The organism is Mesorhizobium sp. M0145, from assembly GCF_040322355.1.
Classification (GTDB): domain Bacteria; phylum Pseudomonadota; class Alphaproteobacteria; order Rhizobiales; family Rhizobiaceae; genus Mesorhizobium.
Window position 1 is genome coordinate 20,963 of sequence record NZ_JAMYTK010000014.1, and the last position, 22,742, is coordinate 43,704.

24 protein-coding genes and 1 tRNA gene are annotated in these 22,742 nt (G+C 62.2%); 7 read left to right on the top strand and 18 right to left on the bottom strand.

Translation table 11 applies throughout. The features are described from left to right. Positions 1-18: 18 nt before the first annotated feature. From NKJ28_RS20000 to NKJ28_RS20020, 5 genes are all read right to left on the bottom strand, one after another. Complete coding sequence (locus NKJ28_RS20000; protein ID WP_352636759.1) at positions 19-1,584, bottom strand: amidase; 1,566 nt, start codon at positions 1,582-1,584, stop codon at positions 19-21. Continuing rightward, positions 1,584-2,042 carry a GNAT family N-acetyltransferase gene (locus NKJ28_RS20005; protein ID WP_352448798.1) on the bottom strand — a complete coding sequence of 153 codons (459 nt, stop codon included), beginning with the start codon at positions 2,040-2,042 and terminating at the stop codon, positions 1,584-1,586. The genes NKJ28_RS20000 and NKJ28_RS20005 overlap by 1 nt, the downstream gene beginning before the upstream one ends. 7 nt (positions 2,043-2,049) lie before the next feature. Further along, on the bottom strand, positions 2,050-2,337 hold the full coding sequence (gene gatC / locus NKJ28_RS20010; protein WP_023674910.1) for an Asp-tRNA(Asn)/Glu-tRNA(Gln) amidotransferase subunit GatC: 288 nt from the start codon (positions 2,335-2,337) through the stop codon (positions 2,050-2,052). Between the two features lie 76 nt (positions 2,338-2,413). Next, positions 2,414-2,830, bottom strand: a complete 417-nt coding sequence (locus NKJ28_RS20015) for a hypothetical protein (protein ID WP_352636760.1) — start codon at positions 2,828-2,830, stop codon at positions 2,414-2,416. 24 nt (positions 2,831-2,854) lie between these two features. Continuing rightward, entirely contained in the window at positions 2,855-3,562 is a 708-nt protein-coding gene (locus NKJ28_RS20020; RefSeq protein ID WP_352448796.1) for a metal-dependent hydrolase, read from the bottom strand. Between the two features lie 116 nt (positions 3,563-3,678). Between NKJ28_RS20020 and ruvX the strand changes: the two genes are divergently transcribed. Then, positions 3,679-4,164 carry a Holliday junction resolvase RuvX gene (ruvX, locus tag NKJ28_RS20025; RefSeq protein WP_023674907.1) on the top strand — a complete coding sequence of 162 codons (486 nt, stop codon included), beginning with the start codon at positions 3,679-3,681 and terminating at the stop codon, positions 4,162-4,164. Here the strand turns inward: ruvX and NKJ28_RS20030 are convergent. From NKJ28_RS20030 to NKJ28_RS20040, 3 genes are all read right to left on the bottom strand, one after another. Continuing rightward, the gene (locus NKJ28_RS20030; RefSeq protein WP_352448794.1) at positions 4,131-4,442 is read right to left on the bottom strand and encodes a DUF6105 family protein; all 312 of its coding nucleotides are present in this window, start codon (positions 4,440-4,442) and stop codon (positions 4,131-4,133) included. The genes ruvX and NKJ28_RS20030 overlap by 34 nt on opposite strands. Further along, a complete protein-coding gene (locus tag NKJ28_RS20035) occupies positions 4,442-4,996 on the bottom strand; it encodes a hypothetical protein (RefSeq protein WP_352636762.1) in 555 nt (184 codons plus the stop codon). The genes NKJ28_RS20030 and NKJ28_RS20035 overlap by 1 nt, the downstream gene beginning before the upstream one ends. Before the next feature lie 159 nt (positions 4,997-5,155). After that, positions 5,156-6,784, bottom strand: a complete 1,629-nt coding sequence (locus NKJ28_RS20040) for a DNA alkylation response protein (RefSeq protein WP_023674904.1) — start codon at positions 6,782-6,784, stop codon at positions 5,156-5,158. 155 nt (positions 6,785-6,939) lie between these two features. On the opposite strand from NKJ28_RS20040, the gene NKJ28_RS20045 reads away from it, so the two are divergent. The 5 genes from NKJ28_RS20045 to NKJ28_RS20065 are packed head-to-tail and all read left to right on the top strand — an operon-like array spanning position 6,940 to position 11,244. Further along, on the top strand, positions 6,940-7,902 hold the full coding sequence (locus NKJ28_RS20045; RefSeq protein WP_023674903.1) for an aspartate carbamoyltransferase catalytic subunit: 963 nt from the start codon (positions 6,940-6,942) through the stop codon (positions 7,900-7,902). After that, positions 7,902-9,188 (top strand): dihydroorotase, encoded by a 1,287-nt coding sequence (locus NKJ28_RS20050; RefSeq protein ID WP_023674902.1) that lies wholly within the window; start codon positions 7,902-7,904, stop codon positions 9,186-9,188. The genes NKJ28_RS20045 and NKJ28_RS20050 overlap by 1 nt, the downstream gene beginning before the upstream one ends. A gap of 58 nt (positions 9,189-9,246) precedes the next feature. Next, on the top strand, positions 9,247-9,834 hold the full coding sequence (gene plsY, locus NKJ28_RS20055) for a glycerol-3-phosphate 1-O-acyltransferase PlsY (RefSeq protein WP_023674901.1): 588 nt from the start codon (positions 9,247-9,249) through the stop codon (positions 9,832-9,834). Further along, positions 9,831-10,955 carry a DNA-processing protein DprA gene (gene dprA / locus NKJ28_RS20060; protein WP_352636763.1) on the top strand — a complete coding sequence of 375 codons (1,125 nt, stop codon included), beginning with the start codon at positions 9,831-9,833 and terminating at the stop codon, positions 10,953-10,955. The genes plsY and dprA overlap by 4 nt, the downstream gene beginning before the upstream one ends. Positions 10,956-11,001: 46 nt before the next feature. Then, complete coding sequence (locus NKJ28_RS20065; RefSeq protein WP_352636764.1) at positions 11,002-11,244, top strand: hypothetical protein; 243 nt, start codon at positions 11,002-11,004, stop codon at positions 11,242-11,244. A 240-nt stretch (positions 11,245-11,484) separates the two neighbouring features. On the opposite strand, the gene NKJ28_RS20070 is transcribed toward NKJ28_RS20065, so the two are convergent. Beyond that, positions 11,485-11,560 (bottom strand) — tRNA-Lys (locus NKJ28_RS20070). A gap of 308 nt (positions 11,561-11,868) precedes the next feature. Here NKJ28_RS20070 and NKJ28_RS20075 point away from each other — a divergent pair. Beyond that, positions 11,869-12,345, top strand: coding sequence for a BA14K family protein (locus tag NKJ28_RS20075; protein WP_352568814.1), 477 nt, complete (start codon positions 11,869-11,871; stop codon positions 12,343-12,345). A gap of 51 nt (positions 12,346-12,396) precedes the next feature. Here the strand turns inward: NKJ28_RS20075 and glpK are convergent, their stop codons facing one another. The 9 genes from glpK to NKJ28_RS20120 form a co-directional block, all read right to left on the bottom strand. Then, a complete protein-coding gene (gene glpK, locus NKJ28_RS20080) occupies positions 12,397-13,914 on the bottom strand; it encodes a glycerol kinase GlpK (RefSeq protein ID WP_352636765.1) in 1,518 nt (505 codons plus the stop codon). Between the two features lie 145 nt (positions 13,915-14,059). Beyond that, the gene (locus NKJ28_RS20085; RefSeq protein WP_352540584.1) at positions 14,060-15,787 is read right to left on the bottom strand and encodes an ABC transporter substrate-binding protein; all 1,728 of its coding nucleotides are present in this window, start codon (positions 15,785-15,787) and stop codon (positions 14,060-14,062) included. Positions 15,788-15,865: 78 nt separating this feature from the next. Further along, the gene (locus NKJ28_RS20090) at positions 15,866-16,132 is read right to left on the bottom strand and encodes a DUF2160 domain-containing protein (RefSeq protein ID WP_031193610.1); all 267 of its coding nucleotides are present in this window, start codon (positions 16,130-16,132) and stop codon (positions 15,866-15,868) included. Positions 16,133-16,305: 173 nt separating this feature from the next. Next, on the bottom strand, positions 16,306-17,220 hold the full coding sequence (locus NKJ28_RS20095) for a carbohydrate ABC transporter permease (RefSeq protein ID WP_352523506.1): 915 nt from the start codon (positions 17,218-17,220) through the stop codon (positions 16,306-16,308). Position 17,221: 1 nt separating this feature from the next. Further along, positions 17,222-18,088 carry a carbohydrate ABC transporter permease gene (locus tag NKJ28_RS20100; protein ID WP_023674893.1) on the bottom strand — a complete coding sequence of 289 codons (867 nt, stop codon included), beginning with the start codon at positions 18,086-18,088 and terminating at the stop codon, positions 17,222-17,224. A 1-nt stretch (position 18,089) separates the two neighbouring features. Further along, positions 18,090-19,157 (bottom strand): ABC transporter ATP-binding protein, encoded by a 1,068-nt coding sequence (locus tag NKJ28_RS20105; RefSeq protein WP_352455722.1) that lies wholly within the window; start codon positions 19,155-19,157, stop codon positions 18,090-18,092. Between the two features lie 9 nt (positions 19,158-19,166). Further along, complete coding sequence (locus tag NKJ28_RS20110; RefSeq protein WP_352636766.1) at positions 19,167-20,246, bottom strand: ABC transporter ATP-binding protein; 1,080 nt, start codon at positions 20,244-20,246, stop codon at positions 19,167-19,169. Positions 20,247-20,285: 39 nt separating this feature from the next. Further along, positions 20,286-21,812, bottom strand: coding sequence for a glycerol-3-phosphate dehydrogenase (gene glpD / locus NKJ28_RS20115; RefSeq protein WP_352636767.1), 1,527 nt, complete (start codon positions 21,810-21,812; stop codon positions 20,286-20,288). Between the two features lie 125 nt (positions 21,813-21,937). After that, entirely contained in the window at positions 21,938-22,705 is a 768-nt protein-coding gene (locus tag NKJ28_RS20120; protein ID WP_023674889.1) for a DeoR/GlpR family DNA-binding transcription regulator, read from the bottom strand. Between the last annotated feature and the right edge of the window lie 37 nt (positions 22,706-22,742).

Consider the following 22,742-nt stretch of genomic DNA (forward strand, 5'->3'; position numbering starts at 1 on the left):
TCAAGATGAGAAACGATCCTACCACCATTTTTCCGGCTGAAATGTGCCCGCCGCCTGTTCGATGACATGGGCGGTCTGGAACAGCGTTTCCTCGTCGAAGGGCCGGCCGATCAGCTGCAGGCCGAGCGGCAGCCCCTTGGCGTCGAGCCCGGCCGGAACCGCTATGCCGGGCAGGCCGGCCATGTTCACCGTCACCGTAAAGATGTCGTTGAGATACATCTTGACCGGGTCGGCGGCCATGTCCTCGTCGGCGATGCCGAAGGCGGCGGAAGGCGTTGCCGGCGTCAGGATGACGTCGACGCCTGCGGCAAACACATTTTCGAAGTCACGCTTGATCAGGGTTCGAACCTTCTGCGCCTGTAGATAGTAGGCATCGTAGTAGCCGGCGGAAAGCACATAGGTGCCGATCATGATACGGCGCTTGACCTCCCGCCCGAAGCCGGCGGCGCGGGTCTTTTCATACATATCGACAATGTCCTTGCCGGGCACGCGCAAGCCATAGCGGACGCCGTCGTAACGGGCGAGGTTGGACGAGGCTTCGGCCGGCGCCACGATGTAATAGGCCGGCAGCGCATATTTGGTGTGCGGCAGCGAGATATCGACGATCTCGGCACCAGCATCCCGCAGCCAGGCAATGCCTTTCTGCCACAGCGCCTCGATCTCCGCGGGCATGTCGTCGACACGATATTCCTTGGGAATGCCGACCTTCATGCCCCTGATCGGGCGGCCGATCGCCGCCTCGTAGTCCGGCACCGGCAGGTCGACGGACGTCGTGTCCTTCGGGTCGACCGAAGCCATCGACTTCAACAGGATCGCGGCGTCGCGTACGTCGCGCGCGATCGGCCCGGCCTGGTCGAGCGACGAGGCGAAGGCAACGATGCCCCAGCGCGAACAGCGGCCATAGGTCGGCTTGATGCCGACTGTGCCAGTGAAGGCGGCGGGCTGGCGGATCGAGCCGCCGGTATCGGTGGCGGTGGCGCCGGCGCACAGGAAGGCCGAGACCGCTGATGCGGAGCCACCGGACGAACCGCCCGGCACCAGTTGGGCATTGTCCAACGTGCGCGCGGTCTTGGTGCCGCCCGCCGAAACGAAGCCACCCTCGCCCTGATGCGTCGTCGGCATTACCACCGGGTCGAGGCGCGAACGCCGCCACGGGTTGATGACCGGCCCGTAATGCGAGGTCTCGTTGGACGAGCCCATGGCGAACTCGTCCATGTTGAGCTTGCCGAGCATTACGGCACCATCCGCCCACAGATTGGCGGTGACCGTCGATTCGTAGCGCGGCTTGAAGCCGTCCAGCACATGACTGCAGGCCTGGGTGTGGACGCCTTCGGTGCCGAACAAATCCTTGATGCCGAGCGGGATACCCTCGAGCGACCCGCCCTCGCCCTTGGCCAGTTTCGCGTCGGAGGCCTTGGCCATGTCGCGCGCCTTGTCGTCGGTGACCACGACGTAGGCATTGAGCGCCGGATTGGCTCGCTCGACCGACGATAGATAAGCCTCGGTGATTTCGGTGGCGGTGATCTCCCTGGAGCGCAATTTGGCGCGGGCCTGCGAAATCGTCAGCTGGGTAAGGTCGCTCATCAGGCAAGGCTCTTTTCGTAAAACACCGACCACTCGGAATCGGGATAATCCAGTACCGGGCCGCAACGCGAAAAACCGGCGCGTTCGTAGACGGTCCAGGCGGCGGGATGACGGTCGCCCGTCTCCAGCACCAGACGCTTAAGCCCTTCTTGGCGCGCCAGCGCCTCGATACGCTCGACAATCTTCGCGCCGATCTTGTGGCCGCGATGCGAAGGTCGCGTATACATGCGCTTGACCTCGCCTACGACAGCATCGTGGCGCTTCAGTGCGCCGCAACCGATGGCAAGGCCGTTGTCGCGGGCGATGAAGACGGTCGTGTCGCGGTCCGCCATCTGCTCGACCGTCAAATGGTAGCAATGCTCCGGCGGCGTCAGCTCCAGCAATGTGGCGTTGAGCTCCTCGACCAGCCCACGCACATCGTCCTGCAGCGGCGTCTCAGCCGCGATGTCGATTGCCATCGGCCTGCTACTCCACGACCTTCGGCACAAGGAAGAAATTCTCTTCGGTCGCCGGCGCGTTGGCGACGATGTCGGCTGCCTTGCCGCCGTCGGTGACGACGTCCTGGCGCTTTTTCATTGCCATCGGCGTGACCGAGGTCATCGGCTCGACGCCGGAAACATCGACCTCGTTCAACTGCTCGACAAAGCCCAAAATGGCGTTCAATTCGCCGGTCATGCGCTCTGCATCCTCCTCGCTCACCGCAATACGGGCAAGATGCGCGACGCGCTTCACGGTTTTTATATCAACGGACATGTTCGTGCCTCGGGGAAAACCAGCGCTATAGCGGCGCGGCGCGTGCCGCGCAACATGCATCGTGCCTTCAACTGCCCTATGGCATCGCCACGCCGTCGCAGAGGAAATAACTGCCGCCGTTGCCGCTCTGCTCGCCTTCGTCGGCGGCAGGCCGAACCGATACCAGGTCGATCTGCTTCGGGCTCATCTGTGTCAGTGAGAGAACATCGGGAAAGACGTAGCCCGGCTCCTGGCATATAGCGGTCACCGCCCAGCTTGGTGAGCGTGTCGCTTTGGTGATCTGCAGGAATTCACAATTATATTCGATGCTTTCCAGGCCATTTGCCGACAGCACGATATTGCCGCCCTCGATCACCGTCTGCAGCGTATCCTTTTTGGCCTGCGCGCAGAGGTCCTCCGATTGCAGATAGACGCCCTCGATGAAATTTTCCGCGGCCAGCGTCGGCGACGCGGCAACCAGCATGGAAAGGCAAAGAGAATTTCTCAAGCGCATCGTATCGTTCCGGACCGGCTTTCTTTACAGCGTAATCGTCTCGCCGATCTTCGGCAACGCAACTTTCACACCCGATCCATCCAGCCCGGCCACGAATTTGTCGGCGGTCTGATCGATCATCGGAAATGTGCCGAAGTGAGCGGGAACGACCGTCTCGAACTTGAAGAAACGCTGGCAGGCAAGGGCTGCTACCGCGCCACCCATGGTGAAGCGGTCGCCGATCGGCACGATGCCGATCTTCGGTTCGTGCAACTCGTTGATCAGCGCCATGTCGGAAAAAATATCGGTGTCGCCCATATGATAAAGCGTCTTGTCCTCGGGAAAGTGCAGGACGAGCCCACCAGGATTGCCGAGATAGGTATTCTGGCCACCCTCGCCCGGAAAGGACGATGAATGCAGAGCCTGAACGAAGGTGGTGGTGAAGCCGCCGCAATCGACGGTGCCGCCGATATTGCCGGGATTGATCTGCTTGTCACCGACGCCCTTGCCGACCAGGTACATGCAAATCTCGAAATTGGCGACCAGCATCGCGCCGCTCTTCTTGAGCACTTCGATGGCGCCGCTGATGTGGTCGCTGTGGCCATGGGTGAGCAACACGTGCGTGATCCCTTCGGCCGGCCCTTCCCAGCCGCCCGTCCATGACGGATTGCCGACCAGATAGGGGTCGATGAGGATTTTCGCGCCTTCGATTTCGATTCGGAATGCCGAATGTCCGTACCAGGTCAGTTTCATCAATGCTTTCCTCGATTTTTGCTTCGGTAGAGGATAGAACGCCGACGGCGAAATTAAAGTGCCGCGCACGCTTTGCGCGTATAGGACGTGCGGCGTCGCGGTCAAAGGAAAAGCCGTTGGGCATCATCACCATCGAGGAGTTGCCGGCCCGGCTTGGCGGCGGCAAGACCCTGGCCGGTCTCGACCTCGGCGACAAGACAATCGGCGTGGCGGTTTCCGACCGCGGCTTGTCGTTCGCCCACCCGCGCCCTGTCATCATGCGCAGGAAATTCTCGCTCGATGCCGCAGTGCTGCTCGCTCTGCTACAGAAGGAAAATGCCGGCGCCGTGGTGATCGGCCTCCCCATCAACATGGACGGCTCCGAAGGCCCGCGCGCCCAAAAATCCCGCGCTTTCGTGCGCAACATGGCTGGATTGACCGATCTGCCCTTCCTCTTTTGGGACGAACGGCTGTCGACGGTGGCGGCCGAGCGGACGCTGATCGAGATGGATTTTTCCCGCAAGAAACGCGCCGGCAAGATCGATTCTGCGGCGGCCGCTTTTATCCTCCAAGGTGTTCTCGACCGGCTTCAGGCGCTCGGCGTCGATGCCTGGTCGAAATAGCGGTTGCGCATCGCCGTGATCCAGCCACCAATCGCCTTGCGGCGGCGAAATGCCCAGAACGCCACCAGCAGCAGCCCATCGAACACGCAAGCTTTCGCCACCATGCCCGGAATAAGCGCCGGATCAACGCCGAGCATCTGTCCATAGAGCTGGAAGACGAGATCGTGTAATTGGCGGCTCAGGATGACATAGCCGAAATTGATGTCGTTGAGCGACAGAAAGAACCAGCCCCAAAACAAGAGGAGCGGAGCCGCCCACAGCGCGAACAAGGTGCGCATCAGCGGTCATCCCTCGAATCCAGCCGGCCGGAAATGCGGGCAAGCGAGGAATTATGCGCCGCTGCCTTGGCCATGACATGCGCGGCCGCTCGGATTTCGCCGGTCCCTGGAACTGCCGCGGCAACGGTCGACCGCCGCTCCGCGAGCATCGCGACATAGGACGCCAGAAGTGCCGCCAATTGCACCGCGACAATCATGAACAGCCCATTGATGCCTTGCGCGGCGCCGCCGATGACGATCAGCGACAGCACGCCCAAGGCGGAAATGAAGGCGATTCGCATGACGCTATCGGCGGGATCCGGGTTGGTCGTGTCGCTGGTCAGTGCTTCAACAAAGGCCCAGCAGAACAGCACCGCGACGACAAGCAGTGCCACGGCGAGCGGCGCCACGACGACGGCGTTTTCGAGATCGGCAGATCGAGTGTTCTGGACGGGAACGCCCAGTACGCCAAGGGCCGTCGCCACGCCTCGATTCCCGTCGATGCAAATGAACGCCAGCAGGGCGAAAACGGTCGCCCAATGCAATGCCAGAAAAGAGCTCAGAATATGCCGCATGACGCTCCTGCTTCGCAGGGCAAAGCCGCTCAAGCTGAACAATCCTTGCCTTAACCATAACACTGGGCTTTGCCACCGGCCGCCGCAATGGAAACCATTCGTTAAGGTTAACGGCCATTCACAGGGTCGCGAGAGCGGCAGCGAATTGGGCGACGGCCCTTAGTTGATCGGCGGGTAGAGCGTATCGATGATCATGCGCGCATCATGGCGGGAATCGATCATGCCATAGGTATTGCGCCACTGGCCGGCGAGGCGCGTTTCGACGAAGGCGTCGGCGATCCGCCCTGCCCCCAGCCTGCGAAGCTCTGCCGCCGCCGCCGACAATGCCAATTGCTCGGTCAAGAGCCGCGCCGAGCCCTCGTCGGTTGCTGCGACCTGCATTGCTGCCTTGAGCACGCCGACGGTGCCGCGTCCGCCGGCGCCGAGATCGCGGTCGATGCCGGCCAGCACGTCGTCGAACAGGCCTGGCGCGCGGCCGAGCACGCGCAACACGTCGAGCGCCATGACGTTGCCTGAACCTTCCCAGATCGCGTTGACCGGAGCTTCGCGATAGTAGCGGGCGAGCGGCCCCTCCTCGACATAGCCATTGCCGCCGAGGCACTCCATCGCTTCATAGAGCAGCGGCGGCGCAATCTTGCAGACCCAGTATTTGACGACCGGCGTCATGGCGCGGGCGAAGGCCGCCTCGCCGCGGTCGCCGGCCGCCTCGTCGAAGGAGCGCGCCAGCCGGAACGACAGCGCGGTAGCGGCGGCAACGTCGAGCGCCATATCGGCCAGCACACGCTGCATCAGCGGCTGCTCGATCAGATTGGTTCCGAACACCTTGCGGTGGCGCGTGTGGTGGACAGCCTCGGCCAGTCCGGCCCGCATGATCGCTGACGAGGCGACGGCGCAGTCGAGCCGCGTCAGGGTCACCATGTCCATGATCGTCTTCACGCCCGCGCCGGGCTCGCCGACCATCTCGCCGATGGCATTGACGAATTCCACCTCCGACGAGGCATTGGATCGATTGCCGAGCTTGTCCTTCAGCCGTTGAAAACGGAAGCCGTTGCCGGATCCGTCGCCGAGCAAGCGGGGCACGAGAAAGCACGATAGTCCCTCCGGCACCTGTCCGAGCACCAGGAAGGCATCCGACATCGGCGCCGACATGAACCATTTGTGGCCGGTCAGGCGATAAAACCCGCTGCCGGCGCGCTCGGCGCTGGTGACGTTGGCACGGACATCGGTGCCGCCTTGCTTCTCGGTCATGCCCATGCCGAGCGTCAGCCCGGCTTTTTCGACCGGAGGCTTCTGGCTTTGATCGTATTTGCGCGTCGTCACCCGAGGCGCCCATTCGCGAAACAGCTTCGGGCTGGCCATCAGCGCTGCCAGCGAAGCGCTGGTCATGGTGATCGGGCAGAGATGTCCGGTCTCGAGCTCAGCCGTGAGGTAAAAGCGTGCAGCGCGCACCTGGTGGCGGCGGCCGATCTCGGCGTCGCCATTCTCCCAGACCGACGAATGCAGCCCGTTGGCAACAGAGCGGCGCATGAGCGCGTGATAGGCGGGATGGAACTCGACCTGGTCGATGCGCCGGCCCTGGCGGTCATGGGTCCTGAGCTTCGGCATCTCGACATTGGCAAGACGGGCCAGTTCCTGCGCCTCATGGGTCAGAACGAAACGGCCAAGCCCGTCGAGGTCCTTGCGCACCGGATCGGAAAAGCGCTCGGCAAGCTGGATCAGCAACGGATCGCCCCGCCAGGCGTTGCCGCCGGCCAGCGGCGGCGGCTGGTTGGTCACGTCGTCAGTCACGCTTCGTCCTTATCACCTGAAGGCTGCGAATCCAAAGCCAAGGCGGTTTATAGCCTATGGCCAGCGGCGCGCGACGAAAATACCGGGGAGAACCAATCCAATCCCAAGCCGGTGCTTGCAGCCGCGGAGCCTCCCCCCTATAGCAGCGACTTGAGATGACCGACGCATCGTCCCTGCCGCTTTATCCCCACCGCCATCTTCTGGGCATCCGCGATCTTTCCCCTGCCGACATCGAGCTTCTGCTCGACCGGGCGGACAGGGCCGTTGCCATCTCGCGGCAGTCGGACAAGAAGACATCGACGCTGCGCGGCCGCACCCAGATCAATCTCTTCTACGAAGCCTCGACCCGTACGCAATCGTCATTCGAGCTGGCCGGCAAACGGCTCGGCGCCGACGTCATGAACATGTCCGTAGCGAGTTCGTCGGTGAAAAAGGGCGAGACGCTGATCGATACGGCGATGACGCTGAATGCCATGCGTCCCGACATATTGATCATCCGCCATCAATCGGCCGGCGCGGCAGCACTTCTCGCCCAGAAAGTCGGCTGTTCGGTGGTCAATGCCGGCGACGGCGCCCATGAGCACCCTACCCAGGCGCTGCTCGACGCACTGACTATCCGCCGCGTCAAGGGTCCGTTGCCGAAGCTGATCGTGGCGATCTGCGGCGACATCCTGCATTCGCGCGTGGCCCGCTCCAACATCATCCTGCTCAACGCGCTTGGTGCCCAGGTCAGGGTCGTCGCCCCTTCGACGCTTTTGCCCGCCGGCATCGAGAAGATGGGCGTCATCGTCACCCGTTCCATGGCCGAGGGTCTGAAGGACGCCGACGTGGTGATGATGCTGCGCCTGCAGCGCGAACGCATGGAAGGCGCTTTCGTACCGTCGGTGCGCGAATATTTCCGCTATTTCGGCCTCGACGCGGAGAAGCTGAAGGCGGCCAAGGACGGTGCGCTGGTCATGCATCCCGGCCCGATGAACCGCGGCGTCGAGATCGCCTCCGAGATCGCCGACGGCCCGCAAAGCGTTATCCAGGAACAGGTTGAGATGGGCGTCGCCGTGCGCATGGCGGTTATGGAAGCGCTGCTCGACCCCCGTCGAAACCACGAGGGCCGCGCCTGATGAGCATAACGGTCTTCCGCCGGGCCCACATCGTCGACCCGTCGCGCGGCGTCGATGAGGTCGGCACCGTCATCGTCGAAGGCCGCAAAATCGTTGCCGCCGGCAAGGCGGCCTTGAACCAGGGCGCGCCCGACGGCGCCACCATCATCGACTGCGCCGGCAAGACTATCATCCCCGGATTGATCGACGCGCGCGTCTTCATCGGCGAACCCGGCGGTGAACACCGGGAGACCATTGCTTCGGCGAGCATCGCTGCGGCGGCCGGCGGCGTCACCTCAATCGTCATGATGCCCGATACCGACCCGGTGATCGACAATGTCGCACTGGTCGAGTTCGTGCTGCGCACCGCCAAGGACACCGCAATCGTCAACATCTTGCCGGCAGCAGCGATCACCAAGGGGCTGGAAGGCCGCGAGATGACCGAATTCGGCCTGCTGCGCGAGGCCGGCGCGGTCGCCTTCACCGATGGCCGGCATTCTATTGCCAGCGCGCTGGTGATGCGCCGCGCGCTGACCTATGCGCGCGATTTCGGTGGCGTCATCGCGCATGAAACCCAAGACGCCGACCTCGCTTCGGCCGGCGTGATGAACGAAGGCCTTTACGCAAGCTGGCTTGGCCTTGCCGGCATTCCGCGCGAAGCCGAATCGATCCCCCTGGAGCGCGATCTCGCGTTGGCTCGGCTGACCGGCGGCGCCTATCACGCTGCCAAGATTTCGACGGCTATGGCGGCAAGCGCGGTAGCACGCGCGAAAGCCGATGGCGCCAATGTCACATCAGGCGTGTCGATCCACAATCTGTCGCTCAACGAGAATGATGTCGGCGAGTACCGCACCTTCTTCCGGCTGACGCCGCCGCTGCGCGCGGAGGAAGACCGGCTGGCGATGATCGAAGCGATCAAGGACGGCACCATCGATCTCATCGTCTCCTCGCACGACCCGCAGGACGTCGACACCAAGCGCCTTCCCTTTGCCGATGCCGCGGCCGGCGCCATCGGCCTGGAAACGCTGCTAGGCGCAGCGCTGCGGCTCTATCACAATGGCGACGTGACGCTGCTCCGGCTGGTCGAGACACTGTCGACCGCGCCGGCAAGATTGTTCGGCCTGCCCGGCGGCACGCTGAAACCGGGGGCATTGGCCGACCTTTCGCTCGTCGATCTGGACGAGCCATGGGTCGTCAGCGAGAGCGGCATCCGCTCACGCTCGAAAAACACCTGTTTCGAAGGCGCACGACTGCAAGGCAAGGTCTTGCAAACGATGGTGGCGGGCCGCACAGTGTTTTCGGCCTAGGACGAAAACAGGCGTCACGGCTTAAAATCCGCTCAGCCAAGGAAAGTTCGGGGGAACAATGGCTTACAGTCCCGTCTTGGCATTGGTGTTCGGCTATCTTCTCGGCTCGATCCCGTTTGGCCTGCTGATCACCCGTGCCGCCGGCCTCGGCGACGTGCGCAACATCGGCTCCGGCAACATCGGCGCCACCAATGTGCTGCGCACCGGCAACAAGAGCTTGGCCGCGGCCACGCTTCTGCTCGACGCCCTTAAAGGCACCGCGGCGGTGCTGATCGCAGGCCGCTTTGCGCCCGAGCTCGGACTTTGGGCCGGCTTCGGCGCGTTTTTAGGTCATCTCTTTCCGGTCTGGCTCGGCTTCAAGGGGGGCAAGGGTGTCGCCACTTACCTTGGCGTGCTGATCGGCCTTGCCTGGCAGGCGGCGCTGATCTTCGCCGTCGTCTGGCTGGCGGTGGCCTTCCTGTTCCGCTTCTCCTCGCTTGCGGCACTGACGGCAGCAGTCGTGGTGCCCATGGCGCTGTATTTCCTGAGCACGCCGCAGATTGCCGGGCTTTTCGCGGCGATGAGCCTAATCGTCATCGTAAAGCACCGCGCCAACATTGCGCGGCTGCTTGCCGGCACCGAGGGTAAGATCGGGGCCAACGAGTGAGCGAGCCCGACGCCGGGCCGCGCCTCAGCGACCGGCAGCGGCTGAGCTGGCTTCGTCTGATCCGCACGCCGAATGTCGGCCCGGCTTCCTTTCGCGACCTGATCAACCGGTTCGGTTCGGCCGAAGCAGCGCTATCGATGCTGCCCGAGCTGATGATTTCGGGTGGCGCCAAAAAAATCGTCCGCATCCCGTCCATTGCCGAGACCGAGGCGGAGCTGGAGACCGCCCGGCGGGCTGGCGCCCGCTTCGTCGGCATCGGCGAGGCGGATTATCCGCCGCTGATGAAAAGCATGGATCATCCGCCGCCGCTGCTCGCGGTCAGGGGCAATAGCGCGGTGTTCCGCTTGCCAGCGGTCGCCATCGTCGGCGCTCGCAACGCATCGCTGGCCGGCATCAAAATGGCGCGGATGCTGGCGGCGGATCTCGGCCGCGACGGCTATGGCATCGTCTCCGGCCTGGCGCGCGGCATCGATACGGCCGCGCACCATGGCAGCCTTGCGACTGGCACAATCGGCGTGCTCGCCGGCGGCCTCGATTTGCCCTACCCGCCCGAAAATGCCGGCCTGTGCGACGAGATCGCCGAGTGCGGCGGCGCCATCATTTCCGAAATGCCGTTTGGCTGGCAGCCGCGCGCACAGGATTTTCCGCGCCGCAACCGGCTCGTCGCCGGTGCTGCATTGGGATTGGTGGTGGTCGAGGCCGCACAGCGCTCCGGCTCACTGATCAGCGCCCGGCTTGCCGGCGAGATGGGCCGGCTGGTCTTTGCCGTTCCCGGTTCGCCGCTCGATCCGCGCGCTGCCGGCGCCAATGGCCTGCTCAAGGACGGCGCAACCCTTGTCACCGAGGCCGCCGATATCACCAGTGCGATCGCCCCGCTGGTCGGCGCCTGGGCCCCAAGGACATCGCCGCTTGAGGAGCCGCCCGACTTTTCGGCAACGCCGCCGCCGCGCGAGGACGACCGCGACCGCGTCGTCGAGGCGCTCGGCCCGACGCCAGTGGCGGTAGACGAGATCATCCGCCACACCGGCCTGCATCCCGCCCAAGTGTTCATGGTGCTGCTGGAGCTCGACCTCGCCGGACGGCTCGAACGCCATCCCGGCGGCAACGTCTCACTGATCTGACCGAGAGCTTGCGCATGTCACGGCAAGCAATCCCGACGTGATCCCGATGGCCGATCCGAGCAACAAACCAAAGCAGAAGCTGTTCACTCGTACGACGGCCCTCGTTTGGGCAGCGTTGAGCGTCATGCTGGCGCTGAAATGGTCGATGGATCTCGGCATGCTGGGTTTTCCCGACGGCTACATAACGCCCTTCGCAAGAGCGACCAGCACGCTTTTGGGCATTCTGACCGCAGCCTGCATGGCCCAGGGTCTCTACTTTTCTTGGCCGGTGTGTTGGGCAGGAAGGTAAGCACTGCCCGTCTCGGTGTACAAATCCTTGCCGCAGCAGTTCTCACCGTGGCGCCAGTGCTTATCGTGAAGGATTGTCCGCATTCACAGCTGTGCAGCAGAGCCTATGAGGCGCTCACCGGCACGATGATGGACGATGGAGCGGGCGGCTAAAGCCACTGCATGCGTTCGGCACGAGGTTGTCACCCATGTCTTAGGTACAAACTGTTACCCATGTCTCCGGGCCGTACAATCTTGATTTTGGTGAGCGCGATGGGATTCGAACCCATGACCTACTGATTAAAAGTCAGTTGCTCTACCGGCTGAGCTACGCGCTCCCGCGGGCTCAGAAAGGCCGCCCTCGAAATTGCGCGGAACATAGGGAGAGTGCCTCTGCCGGTCAACCAGAAAAAGACGGCTCGCACACCGGGCTTTCCAGCAGTGTCGTCATGCCTTGCGAAGCGCCTCGGCGTCGAGGGAACGGCCTCCCTCCCGCGCAAGGCCGAAGCTCGCGCTTTTGCGGGACAAGCGCAAGCAACGAATCGGAAGAACCTTTGCGGATCAGCAACTTGGGATTTTTGGCGGAACAATTTGCGCAGCCTGCCCGTTTCCCGCGATAAGGGACATGCGTTTCAAGGAGAAGACTATGAATAGGATCATGTCGGGCCTGCTGGCGACCACTCTTTCGATCTCATTCGCTGCCGCGGAGATCGTGCCAGTCAACGCTCAGCCCAGCTATGCGCCCCCGGCCCAGGGGCTCACCTCGAATGTCCAGACCGTCCAGTACGAGCCGTGGCGGAGGCACCGGAGTTTCAATCGCGATTTCTCGCGTCGCGATTTCTCCCGGCGCAGTTTTGCGCGTAACGACGGCATGTATTGGCGCGGCCATCGCGGCTATCGCGAATATCGTCGCGGCTATCGCCGTCACGGCGATTTCTGGTTCCCGCTGGCTGCGTTTGCTACCGGAGCGCTGATTACCGGCGCGATCGTCAACCAGAATCGTGTCTATCGTGGCGATGCCCACGTGCAGTGGTGCTATGACCGTTATCGGAGCTATCGCGCTTCTGACAACACTTACCAGCCCAACTACGGTCCGCGCCGGCAGTGCCGGTCGCCTTACTGAGTCCTAGATTAGAGGCTGCAAGCCCGCGCCCGAAACGGCGCGGGTTTTTCATTAGTGCGAATCCGGTGGCATCCCTGCCTGCGTACTTAGCGTCCTGCGCACAGCGTGGCGCCAACCTGCCAGCTTGGCGGCACGTGTCGAAGCATCCATGTCCGGCTTGAACCGGCGCTCGAGCGCCCAACTCCTGGCGAATTCCGCGGCCTTCGGCCAGACACCCGCCTTCGAGCCGGCCAGCCAAGCCGCACCGAGTGCTGTCGTCTCGAGAATTGTCGGCCGGTCGACCGGCGCATCGAGAATGTCGGCCAGCCGCTGCATGGTCCAGTCTGACGCCACCATGCCGCCATCGACCCTGAGCACGGTCTTGGCCGAGGCGCCCTTCCAGTCCTTGCGCATGGCATCAAGCAGGTCGCGCGTTTGGAACGCGACTGATTCCAGTGCCGCGCGGGCAAATTCCGCCGGCCCCGAATTGCGGGTCAGCCCGAAGATGGCGCCGCGCGCTTCGGCATCCCAATGGGGCGCGCCGAGCCCGACGAAAGCCGGCACCAGATAGACGTTCTGCGTCGGATCGGCTTCCGCTGCCAATTTGCCGCTATGCTCGGCCTTGCCGATTACCTTGATGCCGTCGCGCAGCCATTGCACGGCGGCGCCCGCGATAAAGATCGAGCCTTCCAGAGCGTAGGTGGTCTTGCCGTTCAGCCTGTAGGCGATGGTGGTCAAAAGCCGGTTCTTCGAACGAACCAGATCGCTGCCGGTGTTGAGCAGCGCGAAGCAACCGGTGCCGTAGGTGGATTTCATCATGCCTGGCTCGAAACAGGCTTGGCCGATCGCCGCCGCATGCTGGTCGCCGGCCACACCGAGGATTCTGATCTGTGCACCAAACAGGCTTTTGTCGGTGATTCCAAAATCATCGGCACAATCTTTCACCTGCGGCAGCATTCTTGCAGGTATGCCGAAAATGGCCAGCAGCTCGTCGTCCCAGGCGTTTTGTTCGATGTTGTAGACCAGTGTGCGCGAGGCATTGGTGGCGTCAGTGGCGTGGACCTTGCCGCCAGTCAGGCGCCAAATCAGGAAACTGTCGATGGTGCCAGCCAGCAGTTCGCCCTTCTCGGCGCGTTTTCTGGCGCCCTTCACCTTGTCCAGCATCCAGGCGATCTTGGTGCCGGAGAAATAGGGATCGAGCAGCAGGCCGGTCTTTTTCGTGAATTTCTTCTCCAGCCCCAGCTTCTTCAGTTTCTGGCATAGCGGCGCGGTGCGGCGGTCCTGCCAGACTATCGCGTTGTGGATCGGCTTGCCGGTCTCCTTGTCCCAGATGACGACGGTTTCGCGCTGGTTGGTGATGCCGATCGCCGCGACATCCGCCGCATTGCGGCCGGCTGTCTTCAGCGCAGCCTCTACCGTTTCCACGACACTCGACCAGATCTCCTCGGGATCGTGCTCGACCCAGCCGGAGGCCGGATAATATTGGGTGAATTCCTTTTGCCCGCTGCCGACGACCATCATCTTGTCGTCGAACAGGATCGCCCGGCTCGATGTCGTCCCCTGGTCGATTGCAAGGATATATCCGGTCATTCTCTCTCCCGTCGAAGCGAATTCAAGGTGCTACGATGTCTCGACGCCAGATGGCGCGGAGCCGTTCACGCAAACAGGGGAGACGGCAACATGCCGCCTCCCCTGAGCATGGCGATGCGGGCGCGGACGCCCGCATCAAACGGTCCTATTGCTGCCAGCTCTTCACCAGCTCGTCGTAGTTGATGGTGACCGGCTTTTCCTTCTCGTTCTCGATCTTGAGCTGAGGAGCGAGATTGCCCTTCTTGACCGCGTCCGCATTCCAGTAGGCGAGGTCATGCTCTTCGGCCATCTTCGGGCCAATATCGCCCTGGACGCCCGACTTCTCGATGCGGCTCATCACCTTTTCCTGCTCGCCGCAGAGCGAGTCCATTGCTTCCTGCGCGCTCTTGGCGCCCGAGGAAGCGTCGCCGATCGCCTGCCACCAGAGCTGCGCCAGCTTCGGATAGTCCGGCACGTTGGTGCCGGTCGGCGACCACTGGACGCGTGCCGGCGAGCGGTAGAACTCGATCAAGCCGCCGAGCTTTGGCGCACGTTCGGTGAAGCTCTTGTCGTGGATCGTGCTCTCGCGGATGAAGGTCAGGCCGACATGGCTCTTCTTCACGTCGACCGTCTTCGAGGTGACGAACTGCGCGTAGAGCCAGGCGGCCTTGGCGCGGTCGGTCGGCGTCGACTTCATCAGCGTCCAGGAACCGACGTCCTGATAGCCGAGCTTCATGCCGTCCTTCCAGTAGACGCCATGCGGCGACGGCGCCATGCGCCACTTCGGCGTGCCGTCGTCGTTCAGCACCGCCTTGGCGCTGGCGTCGACCATGCTGGCGGTGAAGGCGGTGTACCAGAAGATCTGCTGGGCAACCGCGCCCTGCGCCGGAACTGGCCCCGATTCGGAGAAGGTCATGCCTTGGGCTTCCGCCGGTGCATAGGCCTTCAGCCAATCGAGGTACTTCTGGATGGCATAGACGGAAGCCGGACCATTGGTGTCGCCGCCGCGCGCCGTGCAGGAACCGACCGGACGCGAATTCTCGTCGACCTTGATGCCCCATTCGTCGACGGGCAGACCGTTCGGAATGCCCTTGTCGCCATTGCCGGCCATCGACAGCCAGGCGTCGGTGAACCGCCAGCCGAGCGACGGGTCCTTCTTGCCATAGTCCATATGGCCATAGACCTTCTTGCCGTCGATCTCACGCCCGGTGAAGAACGCTGCAATGTCCTCATAGGCCGACCAGTTCACCGGCACCCCGAGGTCGTAGCCGTATTTGGCCTTGAAGTCCGCCTTGTTCTTCTCGTCGTTGAACCAGTCGTAACGGAACCAGTAGAGGTTGGCGAACTGCTGGTCGGGAAGTTGGTAGAGTTTCTTGTCGGGCGCGGTGGTGAACGAAGTGCCGATAAAATCCTTCAGGTCGAGATTCGGGTTGGTGACATCCTTGCCGTCGCCTGCCATCCAGTCGGTCAGGTTGCGCACTTGCTGGTAGCGCCAGTGCGTGCCGATCAGATCGGAATCGTTGACCCAGCCGTCATAGAGGTTCTGGCCGGTCTGCATCTGGGTCTGAATCTTCTCGACGACGTCGCCTTCCTGGATGACGTCATGCGTAACCTTGATGCCGGTGATGGCCGTAAAGGCCGGCGCCAGCACCTGCGATTCATACTGATGCGTGGCGATGGTTTCGGAAACCACCTTGATATCCATGCCGGCGAAAGGTTTCGCGGCATCGATGAACCATTGCATCTCGGCTTCCTGGTCGGCGCGCGAAAGCGTCGAAAGGGGCCCGATTTCCTTATCGAGGAAGGCCTTGGCCTCGTCCATTCCGGCATAGGCATTGCTTGCCCCGAGCAACAGGACAAGCGCAGTTGTTGATGTCAAGAATTGCCGTCGCATGTATTTCCTCCACTGTTAAAGTTCAAAGTGCGATCTGGATCGGCGGCCGGCACGCCGCCGTTCCAACAGTTTCCCCCTCTATACGTAGCGGAACACGCCGACGGCGTAGACCACGGAGAGAGCGAGAGCCCACCACAGATTGGGTCCGACTAGACCCAGCCAAGCGAGATGGATAAAGGCGCTGCCAAGCAGCGACAGGAACAGGCGGTCGCCACGCGTCGTTTCGAACCGCAGCACGCCGACGCGCGGATTGCCGCCCGGCGAGACGTATTCCCACACCGCCATGCCGCAAAGCAGCAGAAAGATGGTTCCAAAGAAGGCCGCGGTCGGCCACGTCCAGGCCATCCACGAAAAATCGAGGTTGGACGAGAGGTTAAATCCCCACAGGCGGATATTAGCCGGATCGCTGAAGCCTACCGTTATTGCCACGAAATCGATTTGAAGTGCCACCCAGGCCACGACGACCAGGGCGAGAAGCAGCACGGCCCACCACCATGGGCTTCTGTCGACCTGCTCCATCATACCCTCCCCAGGGCAAAGCCCTTGGCGATGTAGTTGCGCACAAACCAGATGACGAGCGCGCCGGGAATCAGCGTCAGCACGCCGGCTGCGGCGAGCAGCCCCCAATCCATGCCGGCGGCCGAAACGGTGCGGGTCATGGTCGCGGCGATCGGCTTGGCATCGGTTGTCGTCAGCGTACGGGCGATCAAGAGCTCCACCCACGAGAACATGAAGCAGAAGAAGCACGCGACGCCGATGCCGCTCGCAATCAGCGGCATGAAGATCTTGATGAAGAAGCGCGGGAACGAATAGCCGTCGATATAGGCGGTCTCGTCGATCTCCTTGGGTACGCCCGACATGAAGCCTTCGAGGATCCACACCGCCAGCGGCACGTTGAACAGGCAATGCGCCAGAGCCACGGCGATGTGGGTGTCGATAAGGCCGAAGGCCGAATAAAGCTGGAAGAATGGCAGCGCGAACACCGCCGGCGGCGCCATGCGGTTGGTCAGCAGCCAGAAGAACAGATGCTTGTCGCCGAGGAAGCGATAGCGCGAAAAGGCATAGGCAGCAGGCAGTGCCGCAGCCACCGAAATCACCATGTTCATAACCACATAGGTGATCGAGTTGATGTAGCCAGAGTACCAGGACGCGTCGGTGAAGATGGTGCGGTAATTCGCCAATGTCGGTGCGTGCGGGTAGAGCGTCAGCGACGAGACGATCTCGCCGTTGGTCTTGAAGCTCATATTGATGAGCCAGTAGATCGGCAAAAGCAGAACGATGATGTAGAGCGTCGGCACGATCCACCACCAGCGCGACTCCTCGCCGCGACGGCGCATCAGCCGTGCGATCTCGTCCTGCCGTAGCGTGCTGGCAAGCCCTTCCGAAGCTGTCGTCTCGCTCACTCTGTCGGCTCTTTCGTCAGCGCGGCTCATCTCAGCGCTCCGCGTCGTAATTGGTCATCACGGTGTAGAACACCCATGACAACAACAGGACGATAAGGAAGTAGACCAGCGACATCGCCGCCGCCGGGCCGAGGTCGAACTGGCCGAGCGCCGTCTTGACGAGATCGATCGAAAGAAAGGTCGTCGAGTTGCCGGGTCCGCCGCCGGTCACCACGAACGGTTCGGTGTAGATCATGAAGCTATCCATAAAGCGCAGCAGCACGGCGATCAGCAGCACGCGGTTCATCTTCGGCAGCTGGATGTAACGGAACACCGCCCATCGCGAGGCACCGTCGATCTTGGCCGCCTGATAAAAGGCATCCGGGATCGAGACCAGGCCGGCATAGCAGAGCAGAACGACGAGGCTGGTCCAATGCCAGACGTCCATGATGATGACCGTGACCCAGGCGTCATATGGGTCTTGCACATAATTATAGTCGATGCCGAGCGCGTTGACATAATAGCCGAGCAGGCCAATGTCGTTGCGCCCGAACACCTGCCAGATGGTGCCGACGACGTTCCACGGGATCAGCAGCGGCAACGCCATCAAAACAAGGCAAACAGGCACGCCCCAACCCTTCTTCGGCATATTGAGCGCAATGAAGATGCCGAGCGGCACTTCGATCGCCAGGATGATGAAGGAGAAGACAAGGTTGCGGATCATCGCCTGCCAGAAGCGGCTGGAGGAAAGCAGTTCCTCGAACCATTCCGTGCCGGCCCAGAAGAAGACGTTATTGCCGAAAGTGTCCTGCACCGAATAATTGACGACCGTCATCAGCGGTATGACCGCCGAGAACGCCACCAGCAGCAGCACCGGCAGCACCAGGAACCAGGCTCTGTTGTTCCAGGTCTTTTCCACTTCAGGCTCCCATCTCGACGCGCCAGGAATCGGCATAGATGTTGATGCCGGCCGGGTCGAACCGCACCTTCGGATCAGCCGGAACTGTTTCGTCCTCGCCGATGACGGCGGCGATCTCGCGTCCTTCGAGATTGGCACGGACCACCTTGTGGCGGCCGACGTCCTCGACCTTGCTGACCCGGACGGCCATGCCCTGGCTGCCCAGGCGCACATATTCGGGACGAATGCCGAGCTCGATGGCGCCGCCGCCCGCCTTGGGCACGCCCGGCAGTTCGATCTGCTGCGAGCCCAGCTTGGCTGTCTTGCCGTCGATCGCCACCGGCATGACATTCATGCCGGGCGAGCCGATGAAATAGCCAACAAAGGTGTGGCGCGGGCGCTCGAACAGCTCCGCCGGTGTGCCGATCTGCACGATTTCGCCGTCATACATGACGACTACCCTGTCGGCGAAGGTCAACGCCTCGGTCTGGTCGTGCGTGACATAGACCATGGTGTAGCCGAAGCGGCGGTGAAGCTGCTTCAACTGCGAGCGCAGCACCCATTTCATATGCGGGTCGATGACGGTCAAAGGCTCGTCGAACAGGATAGCATTGACGTCGGAGCGCACCAGCCCGCGTCCGAGCGAGATTTTCTGCTTCTGGTCGGCGGTCAGTCCGCGCGCCTTTCGTTTGGCCATATCGGCCAGCCCGGTCATCTCCAGCGTCTCGCGCACCTTGCGGTCGACGTCGGCCTCCGGCACGCCGCGATTGCGCAGCGGGAATGCCAGATTGTCGTAGACGGTCATCGTGTCGTAGATCACCGGGAACTGGAAGACCTGGGCAATGTTGCGCTCTTGGGTCGACAGATTGGTCACGTCCCTGCCGTTGAACAGCAGCTGGCCATGCGACGGATGCAGCAATCCCGAAATGATGTTGAGCAGCGTGGTCTTGCCGCAGCCGGATGGGCCGAGCAGCGCATAAGCGCCGCCATCCTCGAACGTGTGGTGCACTTCCTTCAGCGCGAAATCGGCATCCGTGCGCGGGTTCTGCAGATAGGAGTGGCGGATATGATTGACATCGATGCGCGCCATCGCTTCCTCCTAAGCCGCCAGCTTCGGCGCGGCCACGGCGCGGCCGTGCTCGTCGAAGACCATGATGTGGCGCGGGTCGATGAACACCTCGACCTCCTCGTCCGGCTCGAAGTCGCGAATGCCGTGGGTCAGCATGACCCAGCGCGCATCGGCAAAATCGAGATGGATGAAGCTTTCCGATCCGGTGATCTCAGTGATCGTCACCTTTGCGCGCACCGGCACTGCGGCGGCGTTGGGCCGATCGAGGGACAGATGATGCGGCTGGAAGCCGATCGTATAGATCGCATCGGCAATGCCGAAGAGTTCCGCCGGCACCGGCAATTTCACGCCGCCCTCGAGCAGGAAATCCAGGCCCTTCTTGGCAAGCACGATGGTGTTGAGCGGCGGATCGGCGAAGGTTCTCGCCGTCACCAGATCGACCGGTTTGCGGAACACTTCGATGGTCGGCCCGAACTGGGTGATGCTGCCCTCGGAAAGCGTTGCCGTGTTGCCGCCGAGCAGCAAGGCCTCGTGCGGCTCGGTCGTGGCATAAACAAAGATTGTACCGGCGGCCGCGAAGACTTTCGGCAGTTCCGCGCGTAATTCTTCACGCAGCTTGTAGTCGAGATTGGCGAGCGGCTCGTCGAGCAGCACGAGGCTGGCATTCTTGACGATGGCGCGGGCCAGCGCGGTGCGCTGCTGCTGGCCGCCCGACAGACTGAGAGGCGTCCGGTCGAGATAGGGCGTTAGTTTGAGAAGGGCGGCAGCATTGCGCACCCCCCTGTCGATCGTTGCCTGATCCGTGCCGGCCACCCGCAGCGGTGAGGCGATGTTTTCGTAGACCGTCATCGCCGGATAATTGATGAATTGCTGGTAGACCATGGCGACGTTGCGCCTTTGCACCGGCATGCCGGTGACATCCTTGCCATCGAACCAGACCGAGCCCGAGGTCGGCACGTCGAGGCCCGCCATCAGCCGCATCAGGCTGGTCTTGCCGGAGAGCGTCGGCCCGAGCAGGACGTTGAGCGAGCCGTGCTGAAGCGTCAGCGAGACGTCGCGGATATGTTCCGCCGCACCCACCGTCTTCGTCACGTTTCTCAGTTCAAGCATGATGCCTCCTCCCAGGCTTTCTGCATCAGTCGGCCGTTCCTATTCGGCAGCCGCTACGTGCTGCCGGCTTATTCCGCGCATGAACTCGTCGAGCACTGCCGCCTGCTCACGGCTGAGACGCAGGCCGCGCTTGGTCCGGCGCCACAATACATCCTCGGCAGTCATCGCCCATTCGTTTTCGACTAGGTAGCGCACCTCGGCTTCGTAGAGATCGGCGCCGAAGTTGCGGCCAAGATCGACGTTCGACTTGGCGAGGCCCAGCAGCTTCCTTGCGCGGGTGCCGTAGAGCCGGGTCAACCGGCGGGCCAGCCGGGCGTCGAGGAACGGGTACGCCGTTTTCAGTTTCGCCACCTCGGCATCGAAGCCGGTGACGGGAAAGTCACCGCCGGGCAGCGGCGCGTTTGCCGTCCATGGTTTGCCGCGCTTGCCGAGAAAACCCTCGATCTTCTCGAGCATCGATTCCGACAATCGGCGGTAGGTCGTGATCTTGCCGCCAAAGGCGTTGACGATCGGGGCGGCACCCTCGCCTCCATCGGCCTTCAGCACATAGTCTCGGGTGGCTTCCTGCGCCTTTGAGGCGCCATCGTCGTAGAGCGGTCGCACCGCGGAATAGGTCCAGACGATATCCGACGGCTTGACCGGCTGCGCGAAATATTCGCTTGCCGCAGCGCAGAGATAGTCGATCTCGGCGTCATTGATCCTGACGTTGTGCGGATCGCCGGGATAGTCACGGTCGGTCGTGCCGATGAGCGTGAATTCGTCCTCGTAAGGGATGGCGAAAATGATGCGCCCGTCCTTGTTCTGAAAGAAATAGGCGCGTGGGTCGTCGAATTTCTTGCCCACGACGATATGGCTGCCTTGTACGAGGCGGACATTGTGCACGTCGTTCAAACCGACGGTGGCCGACAGCACCTGATCGACCCACGGGCCGGCGGCATTGACCAGCAGCCGCGCCTTGACCTCCTCGGTATCGCCGGTCCGCACATTTTCAAGCCTGACCGTCCAGAAATTGCCTTCGCGGCGTGCGCTGACGACCTTTGTTCGGGTTCGAATGGTTGCGCCGCGCTCGGCAGCGTCGCGGGCGTTCAACACAACCAGCCGGGCATCGTTGACCCAACCGTCCGAATATTCGAACGCCTTTCGAAACAGCGGCTTCAGCGGCTTGCCGGCCGGATCCTTGGCCATGTCCAGCGTTTTCGTCGGCGGCAGCAATTTGCGCCCGCCAATATGGTCGTAGAGGAAAAGCCCGAGCCGGATGAGCCAGGCCGGACGCAGTCCCTTGGCGTATGGCAGCACGAAGCGCATCGGCCAGATGATATGCGGCGCGTTCTTCCACAGGACCTCGCGTTCCATCAACGCTTCGCGCACCAGACGGAATTCGTAGAATTCGAGATACCGCAAGCCGCCGTGGATCAGTTTGGTCGAGCCGGAAGAGGTCCCGCTGGCCAGATCGCTCATCTCGGCAAGAAAAACCGAAAAGCCACGTCCAACGGCATCGCGGGCGATGCCGCAGCCATTGATGCCGCCACCGATGACGAAAATGTCATGAATCGGTGATGCGCTCAAAGAATCCTCCCTCGATTTCGCATTGCAGCATTTTTGGGTTCTTGCGAAACCGTCGAGGAATTATTTCGAAATGATAACGAATGTCAAACGAAATATGATAGGCGGAAGATGCCGCTACGGCATCTCTAGGAGAGCGACGTTTCGATCAGCTGAACTTCTGCCTCCTGGCAGATCTTACGCACCGACGGGATGTCGCAACGATCGGTAATAAAGGTGTTGACCTGCGACAGATGGCCGATGCGGACGGGCGCGGTGCGCTCGAATTTGGTCTGGTCCGACACCAGGATCACATGTCGGGCGTTGGCGATGATCGCCTGAGCCACCTTCACCTCGCGAAAATCGAAGTCGAGCAGTGCGCCGTCATGGTCGATGGCCGAGGCGCCGATCACCGCAAAATCGACCTTGAACTGCCTGATGAAATCGACCGCGGCCTCGCCGACCACACCACCGTCGGAACCGCGCACGACACCGCCGGCGATCACCACCTCGATCGAAGGATATATGCGCATCCTGTTGGCAACATTGATGTTATTGGTGATGACCATCAGGCCGCTGTGATCGAGCAGCGACTTGCTGACAGCTTCCGTCGTTGTCCCGATATTGATGAACAGAGACGCGTTGTCGGGGATCAGCCGGGCTGCTGCGCGGCCGATCGCCTCCTTCTCCTCGGCGGCGATCTTGCGCCGAGCCTCATATTCCATGTTCTCGATGCCGGAGGGGAACAATGCCCCGCCATGGATGCGGGACAAAAGCCGCTGGTCGCAGAGATCGTTGAGATCCTTGCGGATCGTCTGCGGCGTCACGTTGAAATGCGTCGCCAGCTCCTCGACCAGTACGCGGCCATGGTCCTTGGCCATCTGGATGATTTCGGAATGACGCGGCGACAGATACATCTAGCAAACCTCTCATTTTCGTTTTTCTCGTCTATAG